24 protein-coding genes are annotated in these 23,583 nt (G+C 62.5%); 14 read left to right on the top strand and 10 right to left on the bottom strand.

Going from position 1 to position 23,583, the window contains the following annotated elements:
- The first annotated feature begins 202 nt into the window (after positions 1 to 202).
- Entirely contained in the window at positions 203 to 925 is a 723-nt protein-coding gene (locus ABD903_RS14880; RefSeq protein WP_345225544.1) for a carboxypeptidase-like regulatory domain-containing protein, read from the top strand.
- Between the two features lie 87 nt (positions 926 to 1,012).
- Here the strand turns inward: ABD903_RS14880 and ABD903_RS14875 are convergent, their stop codons facing one another.
- A complete protein-coding gene (locus ABD903_RS14875; RefSeq protein ID WP_345225542.1) occupies positions 1,013 to 1,426 on the bottom strand; it encodes a hypothetical protein in 414 nt (137 codons plus the stop codon).
- A 5-nt stretch (positions 1,427 to 1,431) separates the two neighbouring features.
- On the bottom strand, positions 1,432 to 2,022 hold the full coding sequence (locus tag ABD903_RS14870; RefSeq protein ID WP_345225540.1) for an acyl carrier protein phosphodiesterase: 591 nt from the start codon (positions 2,020 to 2,022) through the stop codon (positions 1,432 to 1,434).
- Positions 2,023 to 2,193: 171 nt separating this feature from the next.
- Here ABD903_RS14870 and ABD903_RS14865 point away from each other — a divergent pair, with 171 nt between their 5' ends.
- The 5 genes from ABD903_RS14865 to ABD903_RS14845 all read left to right on the top strand — a co-directional run bounded on the left by ABD903_RS14865 (position 2,194) and on the right by ABD903_RS14845 (position 7,778).
- Positions 2,194 to 2,703 (top strand): pyridoxamine 5'-phosphate oxidase family protein, encoded by a 510-nt coding sequence (locus ABD903_RS14865; RefSeq protein WP_345225538.1) that lies wholly within the window; start codon positions 2,194 to 2,196, stop codon positions 2,701 to 2,703.
- Positions 2,704 to 2,846: 143 nt separating this feature from the next.
- The gene (locus tag ABD903_RS14860; protein ID WP_345225537.1) at positions 2,847 to 3,575 is read left to right on the top strand and encodes a spheroidene monooxygenase; all 729 of its coding nucleotides are present in this window, start codon (positions 2,847 to 2,849) and stop codon (positions 3,573 to 3,575) included.
- Positions 3,576 to 3,902: 327 nt separating this feature from the next.
- Positions 3,903 to 4,262: an STAS domain-containing protein gene (locus ABD903_RS14855; protein ID WP_345225536.1), complete on the top strand. Its 360-nt coding sequence runs from the start codon at positions 3,903 to 3,905 to the stop codon at positions 4,260 to 4,262.
- A 9-nt stretch (positions 4,263 to 4,271) separates the two neighbouring features.
- Positions 4,272 to 4,532: a hypothetical protein gene (locus ABD903_RS14850; RefSeq protein ID WP_345225533.1), complete on the top strand. Its 261-nt coding sequence runs from the start codon at positions 4,272 to 4,274 to the stop codon at positions 4,530 to 4,532.
- A 90-nt stretch (positions 4,533 to 4,622) separates the two neighbouring features.
- Positions 4,623 to 7,778, top strand: coding sequence for a leucine--tRNA ligase (locus ABD903_RS14845; protein ID WP_345225531.1), 3,156 nt, complete (start codon positions 4,623 to 4,625; stop codon positions 7,776 to 7,778).
- A gap of 337 nt (positions 7,779 to 8,115) precedes the next feature.
- Here the strand turns inward: ABD903_RS14845 and ABD903_RS14840 are convergent, their stop codons facing one another.
- Positions 8,116 to 8,463, bottom strand: coding sequence for an MmcQ/YjbR family DNA-binding protein (locus ABD903_RS14840; protein ID WP_345225529.1), 348 nt, complete (start codon positions 8,461 to 8,463; stop codon positions 8,116 to 8,118).
- Between the two features lie 143 nt (positions 8,464 to 8,606).
- Positions 8,607 to 8,786: a DUF6728 family protein gene (locus ABD903_RS14835; RefSeq protein ID WP_345225528.1), complete on the bottom strand. Its 180-nt coding sequence runs from the start codon at positions 8,784 to 8,786 to the stop codon at positions 8,607 to 8,609.
- Positions 8,787 to 9,004: 218 nt separating this feature from the next.
- On the opposite strand from ABD903_RS14835, the gene ABD903_RS14830 reads away from it, so the two are divergent.
- Positions 9,005 to 9,469 carry a nuclear transport factor 2 family protein gene (locus tag ABD903_RS14830; protein WP_345225526.1) on the top strand — a complete coding sequence of 155 codons (465 nt, stop codon included), beginning with the start codon at positions 9,005 to 9,007 and terminating at the stop codon, positions 9,467 to 9,469.
- Between the two features lie 12 nt (positions 9,470 to 9,481).
- On the opposite strand, the gene ABD903_RS14825 is transcribed toward ABD903_RS14830, so the two are convergent.
- The 3 genes from ABD903_RS14825 to ABD903_RS14815 form a co-directional block, all read right to left on the bottom strand.
- On the bottom strand, positions 9,482 to 9,802 hold the full coding sequence (locus ABD903_RS14825) for a DUF6984 family protein (RefSeq protein ID WP_345225525.1): 321 nt from the start codon (positions 9,800 to 9,802) through the stop codon (positions 9,482 to 9,484).
- A gap of 163 nt (positions 9,803 to 9,965) precedes the next feature.
- Positions 9,966 to 11,063: a DUF6544 family protein gene (locus tag ABD903_RS14820; RefSeq protein ID WP_345225523.1), complete on the bottom strand. Its 1,098-nt coding sequence runs from the start codon at positions 11,061 to 11,063 to the stop codon at positions 9,966 to 9,968.
- 51 nt (positions 11,064 to 11,114) lie between these two features.
- Positions 11,115 to 11,858 carry an LOG family protein gene (locus ABD903_RS14815; protein ID WP_345225521.1) on the bottom strand — a complete coding sequence of 248 codons (744 nt, stop codon included), beginning with the start codon at positions 11,856 to 11,858 and terminating at the stop codon, positions 11,115 to 11,117.
- Between the two features lie 305 nt (positions 11,859 to 12,163).
- Here ABD903_RS14815 and ABD903_RS14810 point away from each other — a divergent pair, with 305 nt between their 5' ends.
- The gene (locus tag ABD903_RS14810; protein ID WP_345225519.1) at positions 12,164 to 13,612 is read left to right on the top strand and encodes a BON domain-containing protein; all 1,449 of its coding nucleotides are present in this window, start codon (positions 12,164 to 12,166) and stop codon (positions 13,610 to 13,612) included.
- Positions 13,613 to 13,799: 187 nt separating this feature from the next.
- Here ABD903_RS14810 and ABD903_RS14805 read toward each other — a convergent pair whose 3' ends face one another.
- A complete protein-coding gene (locus ABD903_RS14805) occupies positions 13,800 to 14,597 on the bottom strand; it encodes a universal stress protein (protein WP_345225517.1) in 798 nt (265 codons plus the stop codon).
- Between the two features lie 196 nt (positions 14,598 to 14,793).
- On the opposite strand from ABD903_RS14805, the gene ABD903_RS14800 reads away from it, so the two are divergent.
- The 3 genes from ABD903_RS14800 (at position 14,794) to ABD903_RS14790 (ending at position 18,941) form a co-directional block, all read left to right on the top strand.
- Positions 14,794 to 16,281: an MBL fold metallo-hydrolase RNA specificity domain-containing protein gene (locus ABD903_RS14800; protein WP_345225515.1), complete on the top strand. Its 1,488-nt coding sequence runs from the start codon at positions 14,794 to 14,796 to the stop codon at positions 16,279 to 16,281.
- A 120-nt stretch (positions 16,282 to 16,401) separates the two neighbouring features.
- Positions 16,402 to 17,916, top strand: a complete 1,515-nt coding sequence (locus tag ABD903_RS14795) for a L,D-transpeptidase family protein (protein ID WP_345225513.1) — start codon at positions 16,402 to 16,404, stop codon at positions 17,914 to 17,916.
- A 161-nt stretch (positions 17,917 to 18,077) separates the two neighbouring features.
- Complete coding sequence (locus tag ABD903_RS14790; RefSeq protein ID WP_345225511.1) at positions 18,078 to 18,941, top strand: universal stress protein; 864 nt, start codon at positions 18,078 to 18,080, stop codon at positions 18,939 to 18,941.
- Between the two features lie 183 nt (positions 18,942 to 19,124).
- On the opposite strand, the gene ABD903_RS14785 is transcribed toward ABD903_RS14790, so the two are convergent.
- Both ABD903_RS14785 and ABD903_RS23270 read right to left on the bottom strand, forming a co-directional pair.
- The gene (locus ABD903_RS14785; protein WP_425555492.1) at positions 19,125 to 21,101 is read right to left on the bottom strand and encodes a cation-translocating P-type ATPase; all 1,977 of its coding nucleotides are present in this window, start codon (positions 21,099 to 21,101) and stop codon (positions 19,125 to 19,127) included.
- Positions 21,050 to 21,667, bottom strand: coding sequence for a P-type ATPase actuator domain-containing protein (locus ABD903_RS23270; protein WP_425555491.1), 618 nt, complete (start codon positions 21,665 to 21,667; stop codon positions 21,050 to 21,052). The genes ABD903_RS14785 and ABD903_RS23270 overlap by 52 nt, the downstream gene beginning before the upstream one ends.
- 269 nt (positions 21,668 to 21,936) lie before the next feature.
- Here ABD903_RS23270 and ABD903_RS14780 point away from each other — a divergent pair, with 269 nt between their 5' ends.
- From ABD903_RS14780 to ABD903_RS14770, 3 genes are all read left to right on the top strand, one after another.
- On the top strand, positions 21,937 to 22,368 hold the full coding sequence (locus ABD903_RS14780; RefSeq protein WP_345225509.1) for a globin family protein: 432 nt from the start codon (positions 21,937 to 21,939) through the stop codon (positions 22,366 to 22,368).
- A gap of 140 nt (positions 22,369 to 22,508) precedes the next feature.
- Entirely contained in the window at positions 22,509 to 22,730 is a 222-nt protein-coding gene (locus tag ABD903_RS14775) for a hypothetical protein (RefSeq protein ID WP_345225507.1), read from the top strand.
- A 19-nt stretch (positions 22,731 to 22,749) separates the two neighbouring features.
- On the top strand, positions 22,750 to 23,574 hold the full coding sequence (locus ABD903_RS14770; RefSeq protein ID WP_345225505.1) for a universal stress protein: 825 nt from the start codon (positions 22,750 to 22,752) through the stop codon (positions 23,572 to 23,574).
- The last annotated feature ends 9 nt before the right edge of the window (positions 23,575 to 23,583 follow it).

Here is a 23,583-nt window from a genome sequence, read left to right as displayed (position 1 = left end):
TCAACGACTTGCTGATAACGAAAACGGGGCTTCACGGCCCCGTTTTTTTTGCGGTTCGACATTCATGTTCTAGAATTTTGCGTCACCCCGCCCCTATTGCCTGCAACACGCTTCGAACAGATGCAACCGATTTTGCTGCGCTAACATCTACCTTCAAACACGCTAACGTAAGCGTCACATCACTCCTATTTCTCATTACATAATGCGCCTCTCCTCGCACCGGCCTTACTTCCTGATTCTATTGTTATTGGCGTTGCTGAACACAGCCGCCCTGGCCCAGCAAGTGGTGAGCGGCCGCGTTATTGCCCGCAGCACCAAAGAGCCCCTGGCACAAGTTACGGTGCGGGTAGAAGACCAGAAAACCAGCGCGGTTTCCGATGAAAAGGGCCGCTTTTCGTTGCGTTTACCCACCGCTTCACCCAACGCCAAACTTACGTTTTCACACCTCGGCTTTCAGCCCCTGACGCTGCCCGCCGCCCAAATCGGCACCGAGGTAGCCCTGGAGGAACAGAGCTACCTGATTGGCGAGGTACAGGTGAGTTACGTGCAGCTGCAGAAACTGCTGCTACGCCAGTGGCGCATTGCCCCGGCCTCGCTCGACGCAGCCGCGCAACAGATTACGGCCCGCATGCAGGCCAAAGACCCCAAGAAAGCCGAGACCTTGGCCAAGAATCCGGAAGCCGTACGCAAAGTCATGGACATGGCCCGCTACGAGTTTCGGCCCAACGGCATTGTCAAAACCAAGCTGCTCATTGCCGGCCACAAGCTGCGCTGGCAGCTCGACGAGGAAACCCGCACGCTTACCATCGTGGATGAAGAAGGCGGCTCCCGAAAAATCAATGTAAAGGAGTTAACAGCCGACCGCCTCGTGCTTCAAACGCCGGGCAGCAGCGCCCCGGAAATTGCCTACGTTCCGGCCGATTAAAGCACCTTTGCTTAAACCGTCTGCTGATTTTGGATTGACAAGAACAACGCTCGGCCTGCCTGTATTCACGGGCGGGCCGAGCGTTGTTTATTCCAGCGTGAAGGTGCCCACGTCTTCAAACAGCGGGTCGCAGATCAGCCGGTCTTCCGCTAATCGATAAGTCATGTAGTAATCGACGGCCTGCCCATCGTGCCGGAGCAACCGGATGTGCAAGGCATCGGTCGGAGGCGTGTCGGCCGAAAAACGCAGGCATACATCCACGCCTATTCCACCAGCCAAGCACTTACCGGAGGCTAATTCCGTGCGAATGTCATTTTCTAGCAGCGGCACCAGCGTCTCTAGTTCGGGTTGCTCGTCTGCTTCGAACGCGCTGACTGGCACCACCAATCCGTCTTTTTTCAGCACCATGCCAAAGGGGTAAAACTCCCCTGCTTCCGTCAGGAGGTGCTTGGCTTGTTGCACAATGGCGTCACGTACGGCCAACACATCAGCGTCTTGCATATCGTTTAGTTTATCGATTCAACGGCCGCCCGAAGCTCCGGCCAAAACTCCGCGAAATCCGCCTCATATGCCGCCCGTTCCGCCAGAAACGCCGCGGCGCCGGTAGCCAGTACGGCCCCGCTTGGTACGCGGCGGCTCAGGCCATATAATGCCCGTTCCAAGCCTTCCGGCCGGGCGTAGTTCGTAAGCCAATCGTCCTGCCGCATGTAACGAAACATGTGCTGCAGGCGCTCGGGCAATTCCGCGTGGCGGGCTTGCAGCACACTGTACATGCGCTGGCTGAAGGCGGCCAGCGGCTCGTGTGGGTCGTACGTGTAACTGGCAAAGTTGCGGGCCAAAAGGTGGTCGTAGCCCACGTCGGCCACCACGCCGGCCCACTTGCCCAAGCCGGATTCGCGCAGGCGGGCGGTGCTGCGGCGCACCACGGGGTGGTTATCGGTAAACGAGTCGATGAGGCGATGCAACCGAATGCCGCGCTGCACGGCGGGTGCGTACGCTTCCACGGCCGCGCGGCCGCGCACGGCTTCGGCGGCAAAGTTGCCCACGATCAGGTCGTCGTTAGGGCCCGAAAGCAGCAAATGAGCGAGGAAGTTCACGGCGGCAAGGTAAGGCCTACTTTCCCTTCGCGGGCTTGTGCGGCTGCCCGCATCGGCATTACGGAACCCATTACGCGTGGAAAGTTGGCGCGGCAGTCAAACCCCGGCCTCTTACGGCCCGTAAGCCCAAACACCTCCTTCCAATCCGATCAACCTAAACACCCCGACCCCATGGCCGAGAAAGTTGCCGTAAGCCACGACGTAAGCAAGCTCGTGGAGCGCATTAAGGACATCAAGATTGCCATGATGACCACCGCCGAGTCCGACGGCTCGCTGCATTCGCGTCCGATGTACACCCACAAGCCCGAAGCCGACGGCACGCTGTGGTTTTTCACCGAGAAAGACTCGCCCAAAATCGACGAGGTACAGCAGGACCGCCACATTAACCTGGGCTACTCCAAGCCCGACGACAACCTGTACGTAAGCATTACCGGCCGCGCCACCATCGTAACCGACCGTGCCAAAATCAAAGACATGTGGAATGAGGGCCTGCGCACATGGTTCCCTAAGGGCTCCGACGACCCCAACATTGCCTTGCTGCGCGTGGATATTGACCGCGGCGAGTACTGGGACCAGCCCAGCAACGTGCTGGTGCACGCCTTCGGCTACGTGAAAGCCGTGGCCACCGGCGAGCGGTACCAGCCCACCGGCGACGAGCACGCCAAGGTAAATCCGAAGTAAAATCGGCGGCCGGGCGTAACCTCCGCGGGAAGCATCCGTTAAGGCAGCCGTCCACCGCACCCTTATTTTATGAATTACCGAAAGGGAGAGAATCCGTTCTCTCCCTTTTTTTGTTGCTTGTTGGTCGATCAACCCCGTTTCGCGTGCCTGCTGCTTCGCCTCTCACCACCCTCACCGTTATTACGCTTCGTCCCGACCGCCGCCGCTGGGGCCTGGCGCAAATGGGCTTGCTGCCACGGCAGTTTGCGCAAGTACCGGGCCTGCGCTTCGCCAAGCTGCTGGGCTCGGGCTTCGATTTTGGCCTACGCCCCAACCTGCGGCGCTATGGCCTGATGGCGGTGTGGGACAACGAAGCCGCCGCCGACATGTTTTTCGCGGGCAACGCCAGCTGGCAGCAGTTCCGGCAGCACAGCACCGAGCTCTGGACGGCGCGTCTTCAGCCCTTGCAGGCGCACGGCCTCTGGGACGGCAGCAACCCGTTTGATTACGCCGTGCCCGAGGCCCCAACGCAACCCGACGGTCCGGTAGCGGTGCTCACCCGCGCCAGCATTCGGCCGTTGCGCTCCTGGAGCTTCTGGAAAGCTGTACCGCCCGTGAGCCGGGCCGTGGTGCAGGCGCCGGGCTACGTGGCCGGCATCGGCCTGGGCGAGCTGCCGTTTATCCGGCAGGCCACGTTCAGCGTGTGGGAATCGGCGGCGCAGATGCGGCAATATGCCTACGGCCACCAGCACGACGGCCGGCACAAGGACGTGGTGAAGCGTACGCGCCAGGAAAAGTGGTACTCGGAAGAGCTGTTCGCACGGTTTCGGGTGCTGCGCGCCGAAGGCAGCTGGGACGGGCAAAACCCGCTGAACCGACCCGAAAGGGCATAAAAAAGCGGACCGCCTGTCACGGTACAACACCACACCTGAGGTTGTACCTAGTTGCCGCATTTGACAGGCAGCCCGCTCGATTACAAAACAACCGGTTTAGGTGCCACCCTTCGTCAGGATAACTACGGGTTCAGCTCGGCTATTAGTACGTAATTTATTCCGGCGTTAAACCTCGTTTGCGGCCTGCAGGAAGCCATTTAGCTCGTTTGCACCCCGTGCTACCTGGGTATAAATAAGTACTCACCGCATTCCAGATCAGTACAATAAGCCTACTTCAGCGTAGCCAACCGGCCTACTTTTGTAAGGGCACATAACGGTTCGAAAGCAATGGTGGAAGCGTACAGAGAATCGTTACCGGACAGCTACCTGCTCGTGTTGCGCGACATGACGGAGTCCGGCCCGGAAGTATCCTTGGCTCGTGCCTTGCACCTGGCGGCGCATAGCGGCAAACCTGCCGTTTGGGTTGATTGCAGTTTGCTCGAACGGCCATCCGCCGAGGCAGTGGAGCTGTTATTATCGTATCACGAGGCGCTGCGCCAAGCGGGCATCGTGTTGCCATTGGCCCACGTGGAAGAACACGTTCGGCAGCAGTTGCTTCCCTCCGATGGCACCGATGCGAAGTTGCCCATTGTGCCCACGCTGCTCGACGCAGCCGCCAGGCCTTACTTGTTCAAGAACGCCGCGTAGTCCGCTCCCATGACGCACGACCAACTCCAGGAAGCCGGCTTTCTGCTTGCCGATTACGTTCCCGAGGGCACCAGCTACCAACGCGGCGACTTGTACGTGCGCATGACTCCCGACGGCACACTGCGCGTGTTCCTGCCCCATGATACCGACGGCACCGTGGAGTTATCGAGCGGCGACGTGTTCAGCCCGCACATTCTCTACCGCGGCCCCATCCACGACATCGACGAGCTGAAAAAGATTACCAACGGCTGGGGAACCAGCAGCAGCTAAAAACCAGGAGTGGCATTTTGCCGGCAAACTTCGCGTGGCTTCTACGGTGCTTCGGGCTAACTTCGCGGTTTCAGCAACTACCGAACCGCTATGCCCGGCTACCGCCCGCAGGAGATAGAACAGAAGTGGCAGAACTTCTGGCAGCAAAACCAGACTTTCCGCGCCGATAACAGCTCCGATAAGCCCAAGTACTACGTGCTCGACATGTTTCCCTACCCCTCCGGGGCGGGGTTGCACGTGGGTCACCCGCTAGGCTACATTGCTTCCGATATCGTGACGCGCTACAAGCGCCACCGCGGTTTCAACGTGCTGCACCCCATGGGTTTCGACTCCTTCGGCCTGCCCGCCGAACAGTACGCCATCCAGACCGGCCAGCACCCCGAGAAAACCACCCGCGAGAACATAGCCCGCTACATCGAGCAGCTGTCGTCGTTGGGTTTCAGTTACGACTGGAGCCGCGAAGTGCGCACCTCCGACCCCAGCTACTACAAGTGGACGCAGTGGATCTTCCTGAAGCTGTTCAACTCCTGGTTCAACCTCGATACCAACCAGGCCGAGAGCATCCGCACCCTGCAGGATAAGTTTGCGGCCGAAGGCAGCGCCGGCGTACGCGCCGCCTGCGACGAGGACGAACGGCACGATTTCTCGGCCGGCCAGTGGCAAATGATGAGCGAGTCGCAGCGAATTGCCGCCGTTCACCCCTACCGCCTCGCCTACCAAAGCGAAACCTACGTAAACTGGTGCCCGCAGCTGGGCACAGTACTCTCAAACGACGAGGTGAAAGATGGCGTGTCGGAGCGCGGCGGTTACCCCGTGGAGCGCCGCCTCATGCCGCAGTGGAACCTGCGCATCACGGCCTACGCCCAGCGCCTGCTCGACGGCCTCGATAACATCGACTGGCCCGACGCGGTAAAGGAAATGCAGCGCAACTGGATTGGCCGCTCGGTGGGCGCCGAGGTGCGCTTCGAGGTAGAAAACCACCCCGAACTGCCGCTAACGGTGTTTACCACCCGCCCCGATACCTTGTTCGGCGTGAGCTACCTAGCCGTGGCGCCCGAGTCGGAGTTCGTGGATGTGCTGACCACCGACGCACAGCGCGAAACCGTGCAGAAGTACGTGGAGTGGGCCAAAAACCGCTCGGAGCGCGACCGGATGGCCGACGTGAAAACCATTACCGGCCAGCCCACCGGCGCGTTTGCCCTGCACCCGTTCACCGGCGAGAAACTGCCCATTTGGGTGGCCGACTACGTGCTGGCCGGCTACGGCACCGGCGTGGTTATGGCCGTGCCCGCCCACGACACCCGCGACTTTGCCTTTGCCAAGCACTTCACATTGCCCATTCTGCCCGTGGTGGAAGGCTACGACGAAGCCGCTGGCGAAGCCTACATTGCCAAGGAAGGCCGCATCACGAACTCCGATTTCCTCACCGGCCTCGACGTGAAGCCGGCCATTCAGGAAGTCATCAAGCGCCTGGAAGAAAAGGGCATCGGTACCGGCAAAATCAACTACCGCCTGCGTGACGCCATATTCGGCCGCCAGCGCTACTGGGGTGAACCGATTCCAGTGTACTACCGCGACGGAATGGCCTTTGGCGTGGCCGAAGCCGACCTGCCCCTTGTGCTGCCCGAAATCGATGAGTACAAGCCTACCGAAACCGGCGAGCCGCCGCTAGGCCGCGCCCAGGACTGGAAATACCGCGGGCAGTTCGATTTCGAGTTGAGCACCATGCCCGGCTGGGCCGGCTCTTCTTGGTATTATCTGCGCTACATGGACCCGCAGAACACCGAGCGGTTCGTGGGCGAGCAGGCCGAGCAGTACTGGCAAACCGTGGACCTCTACATGGGCGGCGCCGAGCACGCCACCGGTCACTTGCTCTACGCCCGCTTCTGGTACCTCTTCCTGAAGGATCTGGGCCTGGTTAGAGGCAACGAGCCTTTCCAGAAGCTGATTAACCAAGGCATGATTCTGGGCCGCTCGAACTTCGTGTACCGCTTAAACAAAGGGATTTACGCAGCGTTATTATTGCAAAAAGCTTTAAAAGAACTTGGCTTTGATAACGTTATACGGTTAGCATCAATTTCCAGCAATGCAGAAAGCACCAATTCTGGAAACGCAACTTTTACAATTGATGGCAAGCAAACTCACATTAGCCTAAGAGATGTTTCACAAAAACATATCCAAGGCTTTCAAGTCTCAAGTAAAAAAGATGGATTAGTAAGCCCTTACCGTATATCAGCTATTTTTCAACTTGAAGAAGTTATTGCCAATCCCTGGATGGCAGCTATGATTTGTATTTATTCAATAGACAATAAATTTAATTATGTATCAAAGTTCAACTTTCCAGAAAAACAATATTTTGTTTCACATAATATCAAAGATAATTTTATTAATCCTTTTGATAGCGCAAAAACCATATACCAGCCCATTCATGTGGATGTTAACATCGTAAAAGACGATGTGCTCAATATAGAGTCCTTTAAAAAGTGGCGCGAAGATTACGCAAACGCAGAATTCATTTTTGAAGACAATGGCACCTATATCTGCGGTGTTGAAGTCGAAAAAATGTCGAAGTCGAAGCACAACGTTGTGAACCCCGACGTATTGATAAATCAATACGGGGCCGACGCGCTGCGCCTGCACGAGATGTTCCTCGGGCCGCTGGAGCAGTTCAAGCCGTGGAATACCCAGGGCATGACGGGCGTTTCGGGCTTCCTCAAGAAGTTCTGGCGCTTGTATTACCCCGAAGACCGCGACTGGGCCGTAACCGACGAGCCAGCCACGCCGGCCGAGCTGAAGGCCCTGCACAAGGCCATTCGGAAGGTGCAGGAAGACATTGAGCGGTTCTCATTTAACACCTCCGTGAGTACGTTCATGATTTGCGTGAACGAGCTATCGGCGCTGAACACGCACAAGCGCGCCATTCTGGAGCCGCTGGTGGTGCTCATCTCGCCCTACGCGCCGCACTTGGCGGAGGAGTTGTGGGAGCAGCTCGGCAACGCGCGCGGCAGCCTGAGCACCGCCCCGTTCCCGGAGTTCAACGAGCAGTACCTCGTGGAAGACACCGTGAACTACCCGGTGGCCATCAACGGCAAAGTGCGCGAGCAGCTGCAGTTCCCGGCCAACGCCACGGCCGCCGAAATCGAAGCCGCCGTACGCGCTACGGATATCCTGGTCCGCTACGCCGAAGGCAAACCCGCCAAGAAGGTAATTGTGGTGCCCGGCCGCATGGTGAACGTGGTGGTGTAGAGCCTCACCCCCCGGCCCCCTCTCCAAAAGAGAGGGGGAGCCAGACGTCGCCCATTCCATAAACAAAAAGCCCGCTGGTTTGCGCCAGCGGGCTTTTTTGTACTCCATTTTGTCATCCTGAGCAGCGCGAAGGACCTTACCACCGCTGAACGTCATGCCGAGCGCAGTCGAGGCATCTCGCCAGATAGTAAAATCACTATCGAACATCAGCACGCGAGATGCCTCGACTGCGCTCGGCATGACGTTCTGATGGAAGTTTATCGGGAGAATGTCCTTGACTTCGTCTTCCCGCGGTTCGGCTGCGCCTCAGGATGACAAGTCGTAACCGTAGGCCCTGTTACTGCAGCTCCGCCTGCACCGCTTTCGGCAGCGAGGCGCGCACGAGGTCGTAGGAGTGGTCGATTAGCTCCTGCAGCTGCCGCACCGAAATGCCGGTGCCGATAAGCACCGTGTTCCAGTGCTTCTTGTTCATGTGGTAGCCGGGCAGCACGTAATCGTGGGCTTCGCGCAGCTGAATGGCGCGTTCCGGGTCGCACTTGAGGTTGGCCGAGTTGTAGGTTTCGATGTCGATGAGGGCGTACATCTTACCGCCGACTTTGAACACCAGGTTATCGGGGCCGAAGGGCGTTTCCTCGGTGGTGCCGGGCTTGGCGAGGCAGTACTCGCGGAATTCTTCGATGTTCATACTCGCTACCGTTTGGCGGGCAAGGTAAGCAGAACGGAGGTGCGGAAGGCCGGTTTTTCGGGCCCCGGCGGCCTGAAACGACAAAGCCCGCCGAACACTAAATGCCGGCGGGCCCGAAGTATTAAAAGTTGGCTAGCGGCGACTTAACGCAGGATAACAAACTTGAAAAGCATGTAAATCAACCCGCCCAGGAACATGAGCATCGACACCTTATTGATGGTGTGCATGGTGCGGAGGTTGAAGTTGGTGTGGCGGCTTGGGTCTTTCTTGCGGAAGAAATACGTGAAAACGGGGCCGAAATCAAACCAGTCTTTGGTACGCATAGGGCAACGGTTAAAGCCTACGGAATAAGCGAAGGTAGCACAAGCTCAGCTGTTGCCGGCCCTCGAACACGGGATTATAACAACGCCAACGGCCGGATAGTTACCCTGCTTTTGAGGATATATTGAGAGCGACCTTGCGCATTTCGCCACGGTGCGGGGCCCGCTGCTGCAACGCTTTCAGGCTTTTTGCACCTATGCGTATCATCCCCCTTTCCTGTATGAAGCACCTGCTACTCCCTGCCCTGCTTTTGCTGGCCTCACCTGCTGCCTTCGCCCAAAAAGGCGCCCCGGCTACTGACGTTGAAGCGGTAAAGAAGACCATCAACACCTTTTTCGACGGGATGCGCAAGGGCGACAGCGCCCTGGTGCGGAGCACCCTTGCCCCCACGGCTATTCTGCAAACCATTACCAACCGCAACGGCGTGGTGCAGGTGCGCACCGAAAACCCCAAAGAGGTGCTGAAAATGATGGGCACGCCGCACAAAGAGGTGTACGATGAGCGCATCAGCTTCGAGCAGGTGCTGGTGGACGCCCAGCTGGCCAGCGCCTGGACGCCCTACCAGTTTTACGTGGGCTCCACGTTCAGCCACTGCGGCTACAACTCGTTTCAGCTGGTGAAGCTGGCCGAGGGCTGGAAGATTGCCTACATCATTGATACCCGCCGCAAAGAGCCGTGTAAGTAACCGCCGTGCGGCCTAAAAAGCGGGAATGCGCTTCACGGGAGAATCGTCTACTTTCCAGCAGTCCAGCTCGTACAGGTTGCCGTGCTGGTCCAGGTACAGCCGGGCCAGTACGGTTACGCCGTCTTCGTCGGAAAACCGCGTTTCGGCCAGCGTGCTTCCCAGTTGGCGGCCGGACTTCGAGCCGACAAACCGCAGGTTTCCCGGGCTGCCTTCGTTCGTGTCCTCTACTGCAATGGTCGGCAGCACGGCCAGGAACCGATCGGCGTTGGGCACCTGCCGCAGCAGGTAAATGAGCAGACCCAATTCGGGCAGGTTCAGCAAGCGGTGAGGCATTGGGCAGCCTGAGATTAGGAAAACCACGGGCGCCGCACCCCTGACAAGGCCGCAACGCCGACGGGAAACCGCACAGACATCGTGCCGCAAAGCAACGGACCCCGGCATTTTAACGGGCTGGTTCCGAACCGGATTATACGCCGATTGGTAACGCCGGGAAGTTTTACGAGGCAACGGGTAGTGCCGCCGGTTGCAGTTGCAGCTCAGTCAGGGTCAGTTGAATGGGCTCAAAGTCGCCGGCGGGCAGCTGCCATACCACCCGAAGCCGCGTGGGCACCCGCAGGCCGGCAAACTCGCCGTAGTCCAGCGTCTGCACCATCCAGTTCGCCAGGGAAAAGCGGCCGTTTTCCTCGCGGTAGCGCCGTGCGGTAACCTTGGTCAGCTTGCCCTCGGCATCTACGTGCAGGGTTACCGTTACCTGCTGCCCGGCATCGGTGAGGGTGGCACTGAAAGCGTCGTCGCTCACGGCTTCGAGGCGGACGTTGTCCTGCAGGTAGGCCGAGGGAAACCATACGGCTTCGGCTAAGTAGCGCTGCAAGGCTCCCTGGTCCATTTCCGGGCCGCGCACGTCCGCCACGGTCAGCAGCGCGCCGGGGCGCACCAGCGTGTTCCCGCGCCCGGCCACATACCGGTCGCAGACCTGCAGAAAAGGCACGCCGTCCTCGCGCATGGAGGCCAGCCACAGGAAACTCGCCGGCCGCACCGTAAAGTATTGCTCGGCCTTCATCTCCATCCAGGGCTGGTCGGTGCGGGTTCGGATGCGGCCCGTTTGGCGGAGGACCACGGCTTGCGTCAGCGGGCGGTTCAGCACGCCGGCGTAGGTGAAATACCGCTGGGCCGGGGCCGGCAACCCGGCCAGCTGCCCGGGCAGCACCAGTTGCGCAGGCGGCGTAGCGGCGGCAGCGGCCAATGCCTGGGCTTCGGTGCGCACCCGCCGCGTGGCCGTGGCAAAGGCAGCGGCCAGCACCACGGCCAGCATCAGCCCCACGTTCAGAATGGTACCGGCCCAGGCTTCGCGCCAGTTCAGCACAATCAGGGTTTGCGACAGCAGCAGCCCCAGCGCCGCCACGGCCCACCACCATGGCTTTTTCAGGGCTAGGCCCGCGGCGGCAACACCCAGCAACAAGGCGGCCGCGGCCCAGCCCAGCGGCATGAGCAAGGGCCCGTTACCTGCCAGCGACCGGTTTGCCAGGGGGCGCAGTCCAACCAAGTGAATGAGTCCGTGCAGGGCCAGCAGGGCCGTTCCAATCAGGCGTAACATGGTATGTAGCAGATTGACGTTAAAGAGGAGGGCGTTTGGTGGCGGCCGGTTTCATTCACCAAACCAGCGGGAGCGGGTGGGCTGAGGCACCCGGTGCAGCGCAAATTTTTGCACGGCGTGCTGCTCAATATGGGCCAGCGCCTCTTCCACCGAATCGGTGTAGGTAAGCAGCTGCAGATCGGTGGGCGACACCATGCCCTGGCTTTCGAGCTGTAGCAGCAGTGCCATGAGCGGCTGCCAGTAGTCGCGGCCCACCAGCACCACCGGAAAATCCAGGATTTTGCGGGTCTGAATGAGCGTCAGGGCTTCGAAAAACTCGTCGAGGGTGCCGATGCCGCCCGGCATTATCACGAAGGCGTAAGAGTATTTGACCAGCAGTACCTTCCGCACGAAAAAGTACCGGCAGGTAAACCACTTGTCGAGGTAAGCATTGGGCGCCTGCTCTTCGGGCAGCAGAATGTTGCAGCCCACCGAGCGGCCGCCGGCTTCGCGGGCGCCGCGGTTGGCCGCTTCCATTACGCCGGGGCCGCCCGTCATTACCGTGAAGCCGGCGTGGGCCAGCCCGGCGCCCAGCTGCCGGGCCAGCTCGTAGAACGGGGTGCCCGCTCCCACCCGAGCCGAGCCGAACACCGTGACGCAGGGCCCCACAAAATGCAGCAGCCGAAACCCGCGCAGGAATTCCTTGAGCACCGTCCAGAGAAAAAACAGCTCGCGCGGTCGGTTTTTGGGGCCGGCCAGAAACTTGCGTTCCTGCTGGGCCGCGGTGGAAGGTTGCGCAGACTGGACGGTACTCATATACGAAGCGGTAAAGCCAAGCACCGGCCGACATCTGCTCTGGCAGGCGCCGAAAAAACCCGGTTTTAGCTGCACAAGTAACGGCCCGCAGCGCCTGTACTTCCTGATGTAAGTAGTGTAGTTATCTGATATTCATCATGCTTTTGGCTCCGCATATTGCCCTCCTTTGCTAAGTCAAATCCCGGCAGCCGGCCGCCCCATTCATCGGCGCAATCAAGGTGCCCTAAGCCTTGCCAGCCGACCACCCATTTAACAGCCCGGGCGGCACCTGCCAACCATCTTTTCACTTTACGTTGCCCTATTTCATGGAAACGCTAAACACCCCCACTACAGCCGAAGAACGCCTGGCCGATTCCGACATAACGGCGGCCGTTGAGCAGCTCTTTCGCCTCCGAAAAGGCGTGGGTGCAAACCACATTCAGGTGGCAACCCAAGCGGGCGTGGTGCTGCTGACGGGCTTTACCGAGAACCTGCTGGCCCGGGAGCGGGCCGCCGACATTGCCCTAGCCGTGCGAGGGGTGTGCGGCGTGGTGAACCAGCTGGAAGTCAAGCCGCCCGATGTGCCCGACGCCCGGCTGCAACACGATGTAAACCAAGCGCTGCAACACGACCCGGCCGTTTGCCACTACCCCGTAAGCTGCCGCGTGCACAGCGGCACGGTAACCGCTTTGGGCACGCTGCAAACCTGGGCCGAAAAGCGCCTCGTGCTGAACGTGCTGAAGGGTGTACGCGGCGTACGCTCCGTGGCGGACCGGCTGACTTTCCGGGGAAGCGAAATCGACAACACCGACGACGAAATTACGGCCCAGATTCGGGCGTTCCTGGATTGGAGCATCCGCGTGAACAGTGCCTTGGTGGAAATCAGCACCCGCGACAAGGTGGTGCATGTGTCGGGCACGGTGGGCACGGCGGCCGAGAAAGAATACGTGGTGGAAACCGCCTATACGGCGGGCGCCACCCGCGTAGATGCCCACAACCTGCTGGTGGCCGCCTGGGCCCTGAGCCCGGAGCTGCGCCGCAACAAATACGCCCCCCGCACCGACGCCGCCGTGGCCAAGGCCGTGCACGATGTGCTCCGCCACGACCCGCGCCTGACCGGCTTCGCGCCCGCCGTGCTGGTGAAAAACGGCGTGGTAACACTCACGGGCAGCGTGGGAAACCTGCGGGCCAAACGCTCGGCCGAACAGGATGCCCGGGGCGTGGTGGGCGTGTGGGAAGTAGAAAACCAGCTACTAGTGCCAGGGCAGGCGCCGGAACATGCCGCCAGCATACGGCAGCACCTGCAGGAGGCGCTGGCCCGCGACCCGTACGTGGGCCACTACACGTTCAGCCCCGAGGTGCAAAACGGCGAGGTGCAGCTGCTGGGAACCGTACGCACCCACTTCGAGCAGCAGCACGCCGAGGAGGTAGCCACGGGCATCGACGGCGTTACCCGGCTGGAAAACCGGGTGCAGGTGCAGCCTTCCAACTCGCCGTTTGCCCCGCAGAATTTTCCGCTGACGGGCGGCTACGAGTCCACTCCCCAAACGGTGCCCGACAGCACCCTGGAGCAGCGCATCCGCAACCACTTTTTCTGGTGCCCCACCCTGCATGCTCAGGAAATTCAGGTGGCCGTGGAGCGCGGCCGCGCCACGCTTACCGGCACCGTAGACACCTGGCTCGACCGCAAGAAAGCCGCCCGCGACGCCCGCGAAGCCGGAGCCCGCGACGTAAACAACCACCTGCGCGTGGCCACGCCCGGCCCGCTTGAATAAGTTGTTCGTTGTCCGTTCCGCTGAAGAATCGGTCTGACAACGGACAACCCGTTTACTTCTGAACCACTACTTTGGCTCCCGCTAGGTAAACCGAAGCCCGGCGCAACGCCCCAGGCAGTACGGCACGGCCGCTATTGCCTGGGGCGTTGCGCTGGCCCGAACTGCACGGTGGGTAACCACGGCGCTGTTACTCCGATGCGGGCAGCACCAGTACGGGCAGCGGGCAGCGCTGCAGCACCTGCGCCGTAACGCTGCGGTGGAACAGCTGCCCCCAGAAGCTGCGGCGGCGCGCCACCAGCACCACGGCATCGAACTCGGTGGGCTGGGCCGCGGCCAGAATGGCCGCGGCGGGGTGCGGGGCTACCACGCTCCGGCTGCGCACGGGTGGCAGGTCAATCATCAGGCCGGTGCGCAGCACCGAGTCCTCGGCGGCGGCCAGCGCCTCCTCCGAGGCCGGTACGAGCGTGCAGTGAAGCAGGGTAAGCTGTGCGTGCAACGAGTTTAGCAGGCGCCGCGCGGTGCCGGCATGTGCCCCCAGCGTAAACGGTTCCCCGTCGATGGCCAGCAATATGCGTTGCGGCGGGGTGGCCGGAGCGTTGCCGGGCACCATCAGCAAGGGGTACGGGGATTCGCGCAGCAATGCCAGTGCCGTGTCGGCAACCGAGGCTTCGGCCGCGTCGGAGCGGCCCAGTACCACCAAGGCTGGGTGGTGCCGGCGCAGGGCATCGGCCACTACGGGAGGCAATGGCCCCCGCCCTACCTCGGCCACCACGGGCACGGGCAGCTCGTCGGCGAGGCAGTTCAGGGCCAGGCCCACGGCATCGGGGCTCAGGTTGGTAAGCGCGTCGGCGGCTGGCCCGGCCGAACCCCGTACGTGCAGCAGCACCAGGCGGGCGCCCAGGGGCGCGGCCAGGCTGGTGGCGTAGTCGAGGGCGCGGTTGGCGGCCTGAAAGAAATCGGTGAGAACGAGCAAGGACAGGGCCATGGGCGAAACCGCCGCCTGATGCCGGCGGCGGAGCCGAAGTAACACCTATCCGGCGACATCACAACAGGGGCAATGTCTTCGTGGGCCGTGACTTCTGTCATGTTTTTTGCCTCGGCGAGCCGGTATTCTTGTGCTGTTTAACCCGTACCCGGTCCGGGCAGTGCGCCTGCCGCCCGTGCCTTAACCAGCCCCAGCCATGCCCCACGCGTCTTCCTCCCCTGCTGCTCCCGAGTTTGCCCTCGATTCAGCGGCCGCGCCGCAAGCGCCCGAAATCAGTCAGTTGCCGCTCGATGTAAACCTGACGTTTTTGGGCGCGGCCCACTCGGTAACCGGCTCTAAATACGTGCTGACGCTGGAACAGGGCTACCGGCAGCAGCGGCTGCTGGTCGACTGCGGCCTGTTTCAGGGCCTGAAAGAGCTCCGTAACCGCAACCGGGAGTCGCTGCCGCTGGTAGCCGCCGACCTGGAAGCCGTGGTGCTCACCCACGCCCACATCGACCACAGCGGCTACCTGCCCAAGCTGGTAAAGGACGGTTTCCGCGGCCCCATTTTCTGCACCGACGCCACGGCCGATCTGCTCGGCATTCTGTTGCTCGACTCGGCCAAGCTGCAGGAAGAGGAAGCCGCCTTTGCCAACGCCGAAGGCTACTCCAAGCACCACCCCGCCGAGCCGCTGTACAGCGTGGCCGACGCGGCGCAGGTGTTGCTGCTGCTGCGGCCCGTGGCCTACAACGAACCGGTGGAAGTGACCGAGCAGGTGCAGGTGGTGTTTCGCGACGCGGGCCACATTCTGGGCTCGGCCATCGTGGAAATGACGGTGCGCGGCGCCCACCAAACCAAAAAGCTGGTGTTTTCCGGCGACCTGGGCCGCTACAATAACCCGGTGCTGTTCGACCCCACATCCGTAACCGAGGCCGATGTGCTGCTGGTCGAATCTACGTACGGCGACCGGGAAACGCGCATTCAGGACCCCGAGGCCGAGCTGGTTCGGCTGGTAACGGAGGCCGTGAACCGCGGCGGCGTGCTGCTTATTGCCGCCTTCGCCGTGGGCCGTACCCAAACCCTGCTCTACTACCTGCGCAAGCTGCGCCGCGAAGGCCGCCTGCCCCAGGTGCCGGTGTACGTCGACAGCCCCATGGGCATTCGGGTAACCTCGTTGTTTCAGCACCACCCTTTTGCCCACCGCCTGGGTTCCGATAACCCCTTCCACTTCGATGGGCTGACGTTTGTGAGCGACCAGCAGAAGTCCAAAGCCCTGAACCGCCTCACCGGTCCGGCCATTATTATTTCGGCCAGCGGCATGTGCACGGGCGGCCGCATTGTGCACCACCTCTTCCACCGCCTGGCGCGCCCCCAGGATACCCTGCTGCTGGTGGGCTACCAGGCCGAAGGCACCCGGGGCCGCAGCCTGCAGGATGGCGAAAAGAAAATCAAGATGTTTGGCGAGTGGGTGCCGGTTCACTGCCACGTAGAGGAACTCGACGGCTTTTCGGCCCACGCCGACCGCGCCGAGCTGCTGCGCTGGCTGCAAGGCTTCACGAAAGCGCCCAAACGCACCTTTATCGTGCACGGCGAACCAGCCGCCGCCAATAGCCTGGCCGAGGCGCTGCGCAAGGAAAGAGGGTGGTCGTCGGTTATCGTGCCCGAATACCGCGAATCGGACGTGCTCTTTTCGGGTATTTAATCGGCCTTGGGTTTTCAGTCCGATGTAAACAAGCGGCCGGCTACCGTAACAGCCTCTGTGGACCACCCACTCACCACAACCTAACGCCGCCGTTTTTCACCCTCTCCCACCGCTCATTCCGTGATTCACCGACTCCTGATGCTGGCCGCCGGCGGCTTACTTGCCGTGCAGCAATGCACGCCCTGGCCGCCGGCTGCCGACAGTCGCCCGGCCCGCACGGTAGCCGCGGCTCCGGCCACGGAGCCGGCACCGGTGCCCGTTGGTCCGCTTATTCAGGCCCTGCTGGACACGGCCGGGGCGCCGCCGGCTGCCCGCGATGCGCACCTGGGGCTACAGGCCGGGGCCGCGGTACGGTCGTTTTACGGCCCGGCGCCCGAGCCCGCGTGGACACGCCCGGGCCCCGACGGCCTCACCGCCGATGCCACGGCGGTGCTGGCGTTGCTGGCCGATGCCCGCGCGTACGGCCTGCACCCTAACGATTACTCTTCGGCCCGCCTACGGGCCCTGCGCGATTCGCTGCAACAGGCAGACCCCGCCCGCCAGAGCTGGCAGCAGGCCCGCCTGGAGGTTTACCTATCCGATGCGGTGCTGCGGTTTATGCTGGACCTGCATCGCGGCCGGCTCCGGCCGTACACGCTTTCGCCGCTGGAAACCGCTGCCAAACGCACTTTCCAGCCCGCCGAGGCCTTGCGAACGGGCATTGCGGCGGGCCGCGCCGTGCCCGCCGTGCTGACCAGCCAGCCCCAAAACCGCGAGTACCAGCTGCTGCAGCAGGCCCTTGTGCAGTGGTTACGCCAGCCCGTACCGCCCGATTCCGCCGCACAACACCAGAGGCAGTACGAACAGGTGGCCCTGAACCTGGAACGCTGGCGCTGGCAGGCCTTTTCCGATGAAGAATACGTGCTGATTAACCTGCCGGCGTTTGCCTTGCAGGTGGTTGCCGGCGACAGTATTATGCGCCGGCACCGCGTGGTGGTGGGCAAGCCCGAAACGCCCACACCTACCCTGAGCAGCCGCATCGGGTACTTCACGCTGGCCCCCGACTGGCACGTACCGCGCTCCATTGCCACCAAGGAAATTCTGCCCCGGCTGAAAGCCAACCCCGGCTACCTGGCCCGTAACAACTACTCGCTGTACGACAGCCGTGGCCAGTTGCTGAATCCCTACCAGGTTAACTGGCAGGCCGTTACCGGGGCCAACTTCCGCTACACCATCCGGCAATCGGCGGGCTGCGACAACGCCCTGGGCAACATTGTGTTCCGGTTTGCCAACCCCTACTCGGTGTACCTGCACGACACGCCCACCCGGCAGTTTTTCGCGCTGCCGCAGCGGGCGTTCAGCCACGGCTGCATTCGGCTGCAGCACCCCATGGAGCTGGCCGCCTACCTGCTTCGGCGCGAGGGCCGCCCGGTGCAGCTTCCTTCCGAAGCCGAGTGCGCCCTGCAGCCCCAGGCCCGGGATGTGCGCCTGCGCCGCCCCATGCCCCTGCACATCCGCTACTTCACCTGCGCCGTCGACAGCGGCCAGCTGCGGTTCTACCCCGATATCTACGGCCGGGATTTGACGTTGCGCCGGGCTCTGTTTACCACCGCACCGCCCGCCGCCGGGCAAACGGCTTTGGCCAACGTTCGGTAGCCCCGAACTTGGTGCCGGCCGTTAACTTTATCATATTCGCCCCGGTAAGCCCGTTATCGGGCCGGCTTAGCGCCTTGTTGCGGCCGCTACCTGAAACCGCCCGATGCGGCTTTCCGGTACTGTAGGCTCTTCTTACGTTCTGTTCTTCAAGCTTATCAACCATGCCTGAAAACCCGGTACCCACTACGCCCGCCGGCACGTCTGCGGCCAACAGCCCCGTCTTGTCGCTGATTGTGCTGACCAACTTTTTCCCCGCCGCCGAAAAGGCCCTGCGCTACGCCGCCTCGCTGGCCGCTCCGGTAAATGCGCAGGTCGTGTTGCTGCACGTGCGCGAGGCAACGGTGCTCGAAGGGGAGCTACTCCCGCCCAGCGAAGAAGAGCACGCCGACCTGCGGGCCGCCCTGCAAGCCCTGGCCGATGAGATTTACGTGCCCACGGCCATCGAGCTGGCCCCGGATCTGCAGCTGAGCACCGCCACCGAGCTGGCCGAACGTTTCGGGCCGGCCGTGTTTGTGCTGGGCCACGCCGAAGAGGCTTCTGCCGAAGAAGAAGTAAGCGAAGCCGTGCTGGATGTGCTGCGCAGCGGCCGCTTCCCGTTGCTGCTCGTGCCCGAGACGTACGCCGGCGCGGCTACCCCGGCCCACGTTATGGTAGCCGCCGACGGGGAGCCGTTTACCCTCGAACACCCCGGCGCGGCGCTGCAGCTGCTTTCCCGGCTTCACCCCCGCCTCACGGTGGTAACCGTATCGGCCGACCGCGACGACCGGATTTGTGCCACGGCACTGCACCAAGTAAAAGCCAGCGGCCTGGGTGCGGTGGGCCGCCACGTTACGCCCGAAGCCATTCGGCACCGCGACCCGGTGGAAGGCCTCCTCCAAGCCGTTCCGCTGAACGCCGCCGACCTGGTGGTGCTTATTGCCCGGCGCCGGAGTTTCCTGAGCGAGATGTTTCACCGCAGCGTCTCGAACCGCTTGCTGCGCGCCTCTCCGGTGCCCGTGCTGCTGCTGCCCGCCCTGGAAGCTTAATCCGCCACCTCGGCGGCGACCCACACGTCCCGGCCTGAACCTAACTGGTTCAGGCCGGGGCTTTTTAGTGACGTAGCCGAACAGACGCAAAGCCCGGGCAGTACCACCCGGGGTTGCGGCCCAGGGCGACGAGGAAGCAGCAACTGCATTGAGGAAGCCGCCCTGTTGCGAGTTGTAGGGTTGTTACTGAGGCTTTGGACCGGCAGCTGCCCAACCTGGATTGGGTCTGCGCCAGGCTTTGTACACCTCGAACCACAGGGTACTGAGGGCCGCTACGGCGGCGCAGGTAGCCAGCTGGGCCCAGGTTAGCGGCTGCAGCTGAAACAATTGCCGCAAGCCGGGCACCATCAGGCATAAGGCCAGCACCAGGCCGGTGAAGGCCAGCACGGCGGGCAGCAGCGGATTAGGGTAGCGCCAGGTGGCCCGCAGGCTGTGGCGGCGCGAGCGGCTCACCAGCGTCAGGAAGGCGTTGGCCAGCACCAGCGACGTGAAAACCAGGGTGCGTACGAGGGTTTCGGAATGGCCCTGGGTTTGCGCCCAGTAGCCCAGCCCCAGCACGCCGACCGCCACCACCATGCCCTGCAGCAAACTTTCCTTAAGCTCCGGCCACGATAAAAAGGTCGCGTTTGTGGGCCGGGGCCGCTCCTGCATGGTGCCGGGCTCCAGGGGCTCGTTTTCGAAAACAATGGAGCAGGTGGGGCCCATCAGCAGCTCCAGCAGCACCACGTGCACGGCTCCCAGCAGCACCGGAAACCGCCACCCCAGCAGCGAAGGCACCAGCACGGCCAGAATGAGCGGAATGTGAATAGCAATGATGTAGAGCACCGCTTTTTTCAGGTTCTGGTAAATGCGCCGGCCGAACTCGATGGCCGTAACCATGCCCGTCAGCTCATCGTTGGGCAGCACCAGGGCGGCAGCCTGCCGGGCCAGCTCGGTGCCGCGCTGGCCCATGGCTACGCCAATGTGGGCGGCTTTCAGGGCGGGCGCGTCGTTTACGCCGTCGCCGGTCATGGCTACTACTTCGCCGTTGGCTTTCAGGGCCTCAATTACCCGCAGCTTGGCTTCCGGAAACATGCGGGCAAACAGGTTCACCTCGCCCACGCGCTGGCGTAGCGTGGGCTCGTCGAGGCTCATTACCTCCGCGCCCGTTAGTACTGGCTCGGGGCGTTGCAGACCCACCTGGCGGGCAATGGCGGCGGTAACGGCGTTGTCGCCGGTTATCATTTTCACCTTGATGCCAGCCGCGTAAAACTGCTGCAGCACCGCGGCCGAGCTGGCTTTGGGCGGGTCGCTGAAGCCCACCAGCCCTTCGAACTCCCAGGCAAAGTCTTCCTGACTGACGGGATACTGGCCGGGGCTGCCGCAAACGCTGCGCGCCACGCCCAGTACCCGCAAGCCTGCGGCGGCCATGGCTTGCAGGGCTTCCAAAGCCGCTGCCTGCGCGGGCGTGGGCAGCTTGCAGCGGGCAATAATTCCCTCGGGGGCACCTTTGGCAGCCACCAGGCAGTTGCCGTGCGCATCGGCAAAAACGTGCGTCATAAACGGAGGCTGACCGCCCAAGGGGTATTCCTGCACGAGCCGAAAAGCGGAACGGGCGTCGGCGGGGCCTGCCGCGGCGGCGTACGCCTGGTGCAGCGCCTGCTCCATGGGGTCGAAGGGCTGCGGCTCACTGGCCCACATGGCGGTAGCCAGAAGCTGCGCCGAAGCCGGCCGAAGCGACGCGGAAGTGGCCGGCCAGTTCTCCGGGCCCGCCGCGTCGGGGCAGTACAGCTGCGTGAGGGTCATGCGGTTCTGGGTGAGCGTCCCCGTTTTATCCACGCATATGACGGTGGCCGAACCCAGGGTTTCCACCGTTTGGGGCTGCTTGGTGAGAATACCCCGCCGCATCAGGCGCCAGGCGCCCAGGGCCATGAACGCGGCGAGGGCCGCGGGAATTTCTTCGGGCAAAATGGCCATGGCCAGCGTAAGGCCGTGCACCAGCCCGTGCACCACGCTGCCCGACTCCCACCAGTTAAAAGCCCACACGAACACAAAAGCAACCGCTCCCACCAACGCCATGCGCCGGACGAAGCTCGCAATTTGCCGCTGTAAAGGCGTGGCGGGCGCTTCTACTTGCTGAATAAGCCCGCCAATGCGGCCCAGCCTGGTACCGCTGCCCACGGCCGCCACCTGCCCACCCCCGCCCCGCGCACCACCGAGGAACCGGCGTACACCAGCTGCGCGCCGTCGGCGGCTTTGCTCACCGACATCGACTCCCCCGTTAAAAACGATTCGTCAGTGAGCAGGTCGTTGGCTTGCACCAGCACGGCGTCGGCCACCACCTGCTCGCCCTCCGCCACAAACAGCAAGTCACCCACCACCACTTCTTCGGCGGGCACCTCCCGTTGCTGCCCGTTGCGCCGTACCTGCGCCCGCGGCTGCGTAAGGGCTTCCAGGGCTTGCAGGGCCCGGTCGCTGCGGGCTTCCTGGTAGAGGGAAATTCCCACCACCAGCGCCGTGGCGCACAGCAGCGTTAAGGCTTCGGCGTGGCTGCCGATGATCAGGTACAGCGCCGCGGTTAGCATCAAAAGCACCAGCATGGGCTCGATGAGCACGCGGCGCAGCCGGCTCCACAGGCCGCTACGGCGGGTATTAACCACGGTATTGCGCCCGAAGCGCTGCCGCTGCTGCTGCACTTCGGCCGGGGTAAGTCCAGCCGGTAAAGAATCGGTGAGGAGCTCCGGCATACAGCGGCTGGTGCGGTGAAAGGAAGGCGGCAGGAAAGTACGCTGCCGAAGGAGAAAAAGGCTCGGGTGGTGGCGGGTATTCGGCTGCGGTCGGCTCTGGGCGCTGCCGCCGGTTTGGGTTGCCTGCGCACCAGCAAAACTCGGGCGGTACCAGTGCCCAAAAGCTGAGCAAAGTCAGCCGGAAAGGTTGATAGTCGTCACGGCCGTGAACCTGCCCCCCGAATAATTTTGCCCTACTCCTTAACGCCATTTAACCGGCTCTTTCATCAGTGGTTACAAGCCTCCTCCCCGACCTGAACACCCCGGCGCAGCGCCGGTATTTCGTGCGCTTGTTTGCCGACCGCACGGCCGCCGACAGCTTGCTGGGTCCGGCTTTTGCCCGCACCCAGGCGGCCGGTTTCCGCTACGTATCGGCGCAGGAGTACGCGTGGTGGGAAACCGCCCTGACCGGCAGCCGCTACACCGGCCGGCCGCCGCACAGCAGCTGCCCGGAAACCTTCAATGCGCAGTTGTTTGCGCGCTGGTGCCGGGTGCTGGATACCACGCTGGACGAGCATTTCCACGGCCCGCTGGCCAGCGCCGCCAAAGGATACGTGCGCAACACGTCGTCTATGCTTGCGCACTTGCAGCTGGCCCGCCAGGTGAGTGGCGTACCCGCTTTGCTCACGCGCCGGGCAACATCCGGCCGGCAAACGGTTTAGGCGCGAACTTATAGGGTTTCCGGGCCCTGACAAATGTCAGATAACGCCTTGACAACCATCATGTACCTGCTCCATAGGCTGGTCTACCTTGCCGTTGTCAACCAAACCGCCTGCTGAGGCTTTTCCCCAACCTCGCCGCCATGAAACACCTGCCCGCTTCTCCCTCGCACGCCTCCTCTTCACCCACGCACCACACCCGGCCCGGGTACGCCTCCAGCCGAACGGCCTATTCCCGCCGACCGCTGCGGCCGGGCGGCTCCTCCTGGCCCACGGGGTATAACCTGCTCAGCGACACGCTGACGGAAGCAGAAGGCCTGGCCCGCAACGTGCACGCGAACGGCATTTACGCCGGCTCTTTCTAACCCTTATTTCTTCCTTGCCATGACCCCGGCCATCGTTGTGCTCACCGACTTTTTTGCCGTTTCCAACCGGGCCCTCTCCTACGCGGCCTGCCTGGCCGTGCCGCTGGAGGCCCATCTGGTATTGCTGCACGTTAGTCACGACGGGCTGCTCGCCCCCGATGAATACCGCGGCTACCGCAACGCCGAGCAAACCCAACGGGCCCTTCACACGCTGGCGGAAAGCCAGCCGGTGCCCACTCAGGTTGAAATTTCTCCCGATTACCTGCCCGAGGCCGTGGAAAAAGCCGTGCGCCACCACCAGCCCCAACTGCTGGTGCTGGGCCGCCCCGGAACGGCTACCGCCCCGGTTGAAATAGTGACCAGTACCGCCCTCGACCTGCTCCGGCGCGTGCCCTACCCCCTGCTGATTGTGCCCACCGTGGGCTGGGACACGTTCCCACCGCGCCGGCTGGTGCTGGCCGTTGACGGGGAGCCGATTTCCCTCTACGAAAACCAGCAAATTGTGCAGCAGCTGCTGCATGCACTGCACGGCTCGCTGCACCTGGTACACGTAGCCCACAACCCCGAGCTGCAGCATTCGGCCCTGCATATCCTGCGCACCGCCCGCACCTGCGGCCTGGCCCCGGAGTTTACCGACGATTTCACGGAAGCCCAGGTACACATGGTGCCCGGCCTGCCCCCGGCCGAGGGCATTTTACAAACCGCCAGCGACTTGGAAGCCGACCTGTTGGTGGTGGTGGCACGGCGCCACAACCTGCTCAGCAGCCTGTTCCACCGCAGCGTAACGGCTCAGCTGATTGGCGAAAGCCCCATTCCGGTGCTGCTGCTGCCGGCGCTGGACTAAATCAACGCC

This window comes from Hymenobacter koreensis, from assembly GCF_039541855.1.
In the GTDB taxonomy this organism is placed as follows: domain Bacteria; phylum Bacteroidota; class Bacteroidia; order Cytophagales; family Hymenobacteraceae; genus Solirubrum; species Solirubrum koreensis.
This window is presented reverse-complemented; position numbering and strand designations above follow the sequence as displayed.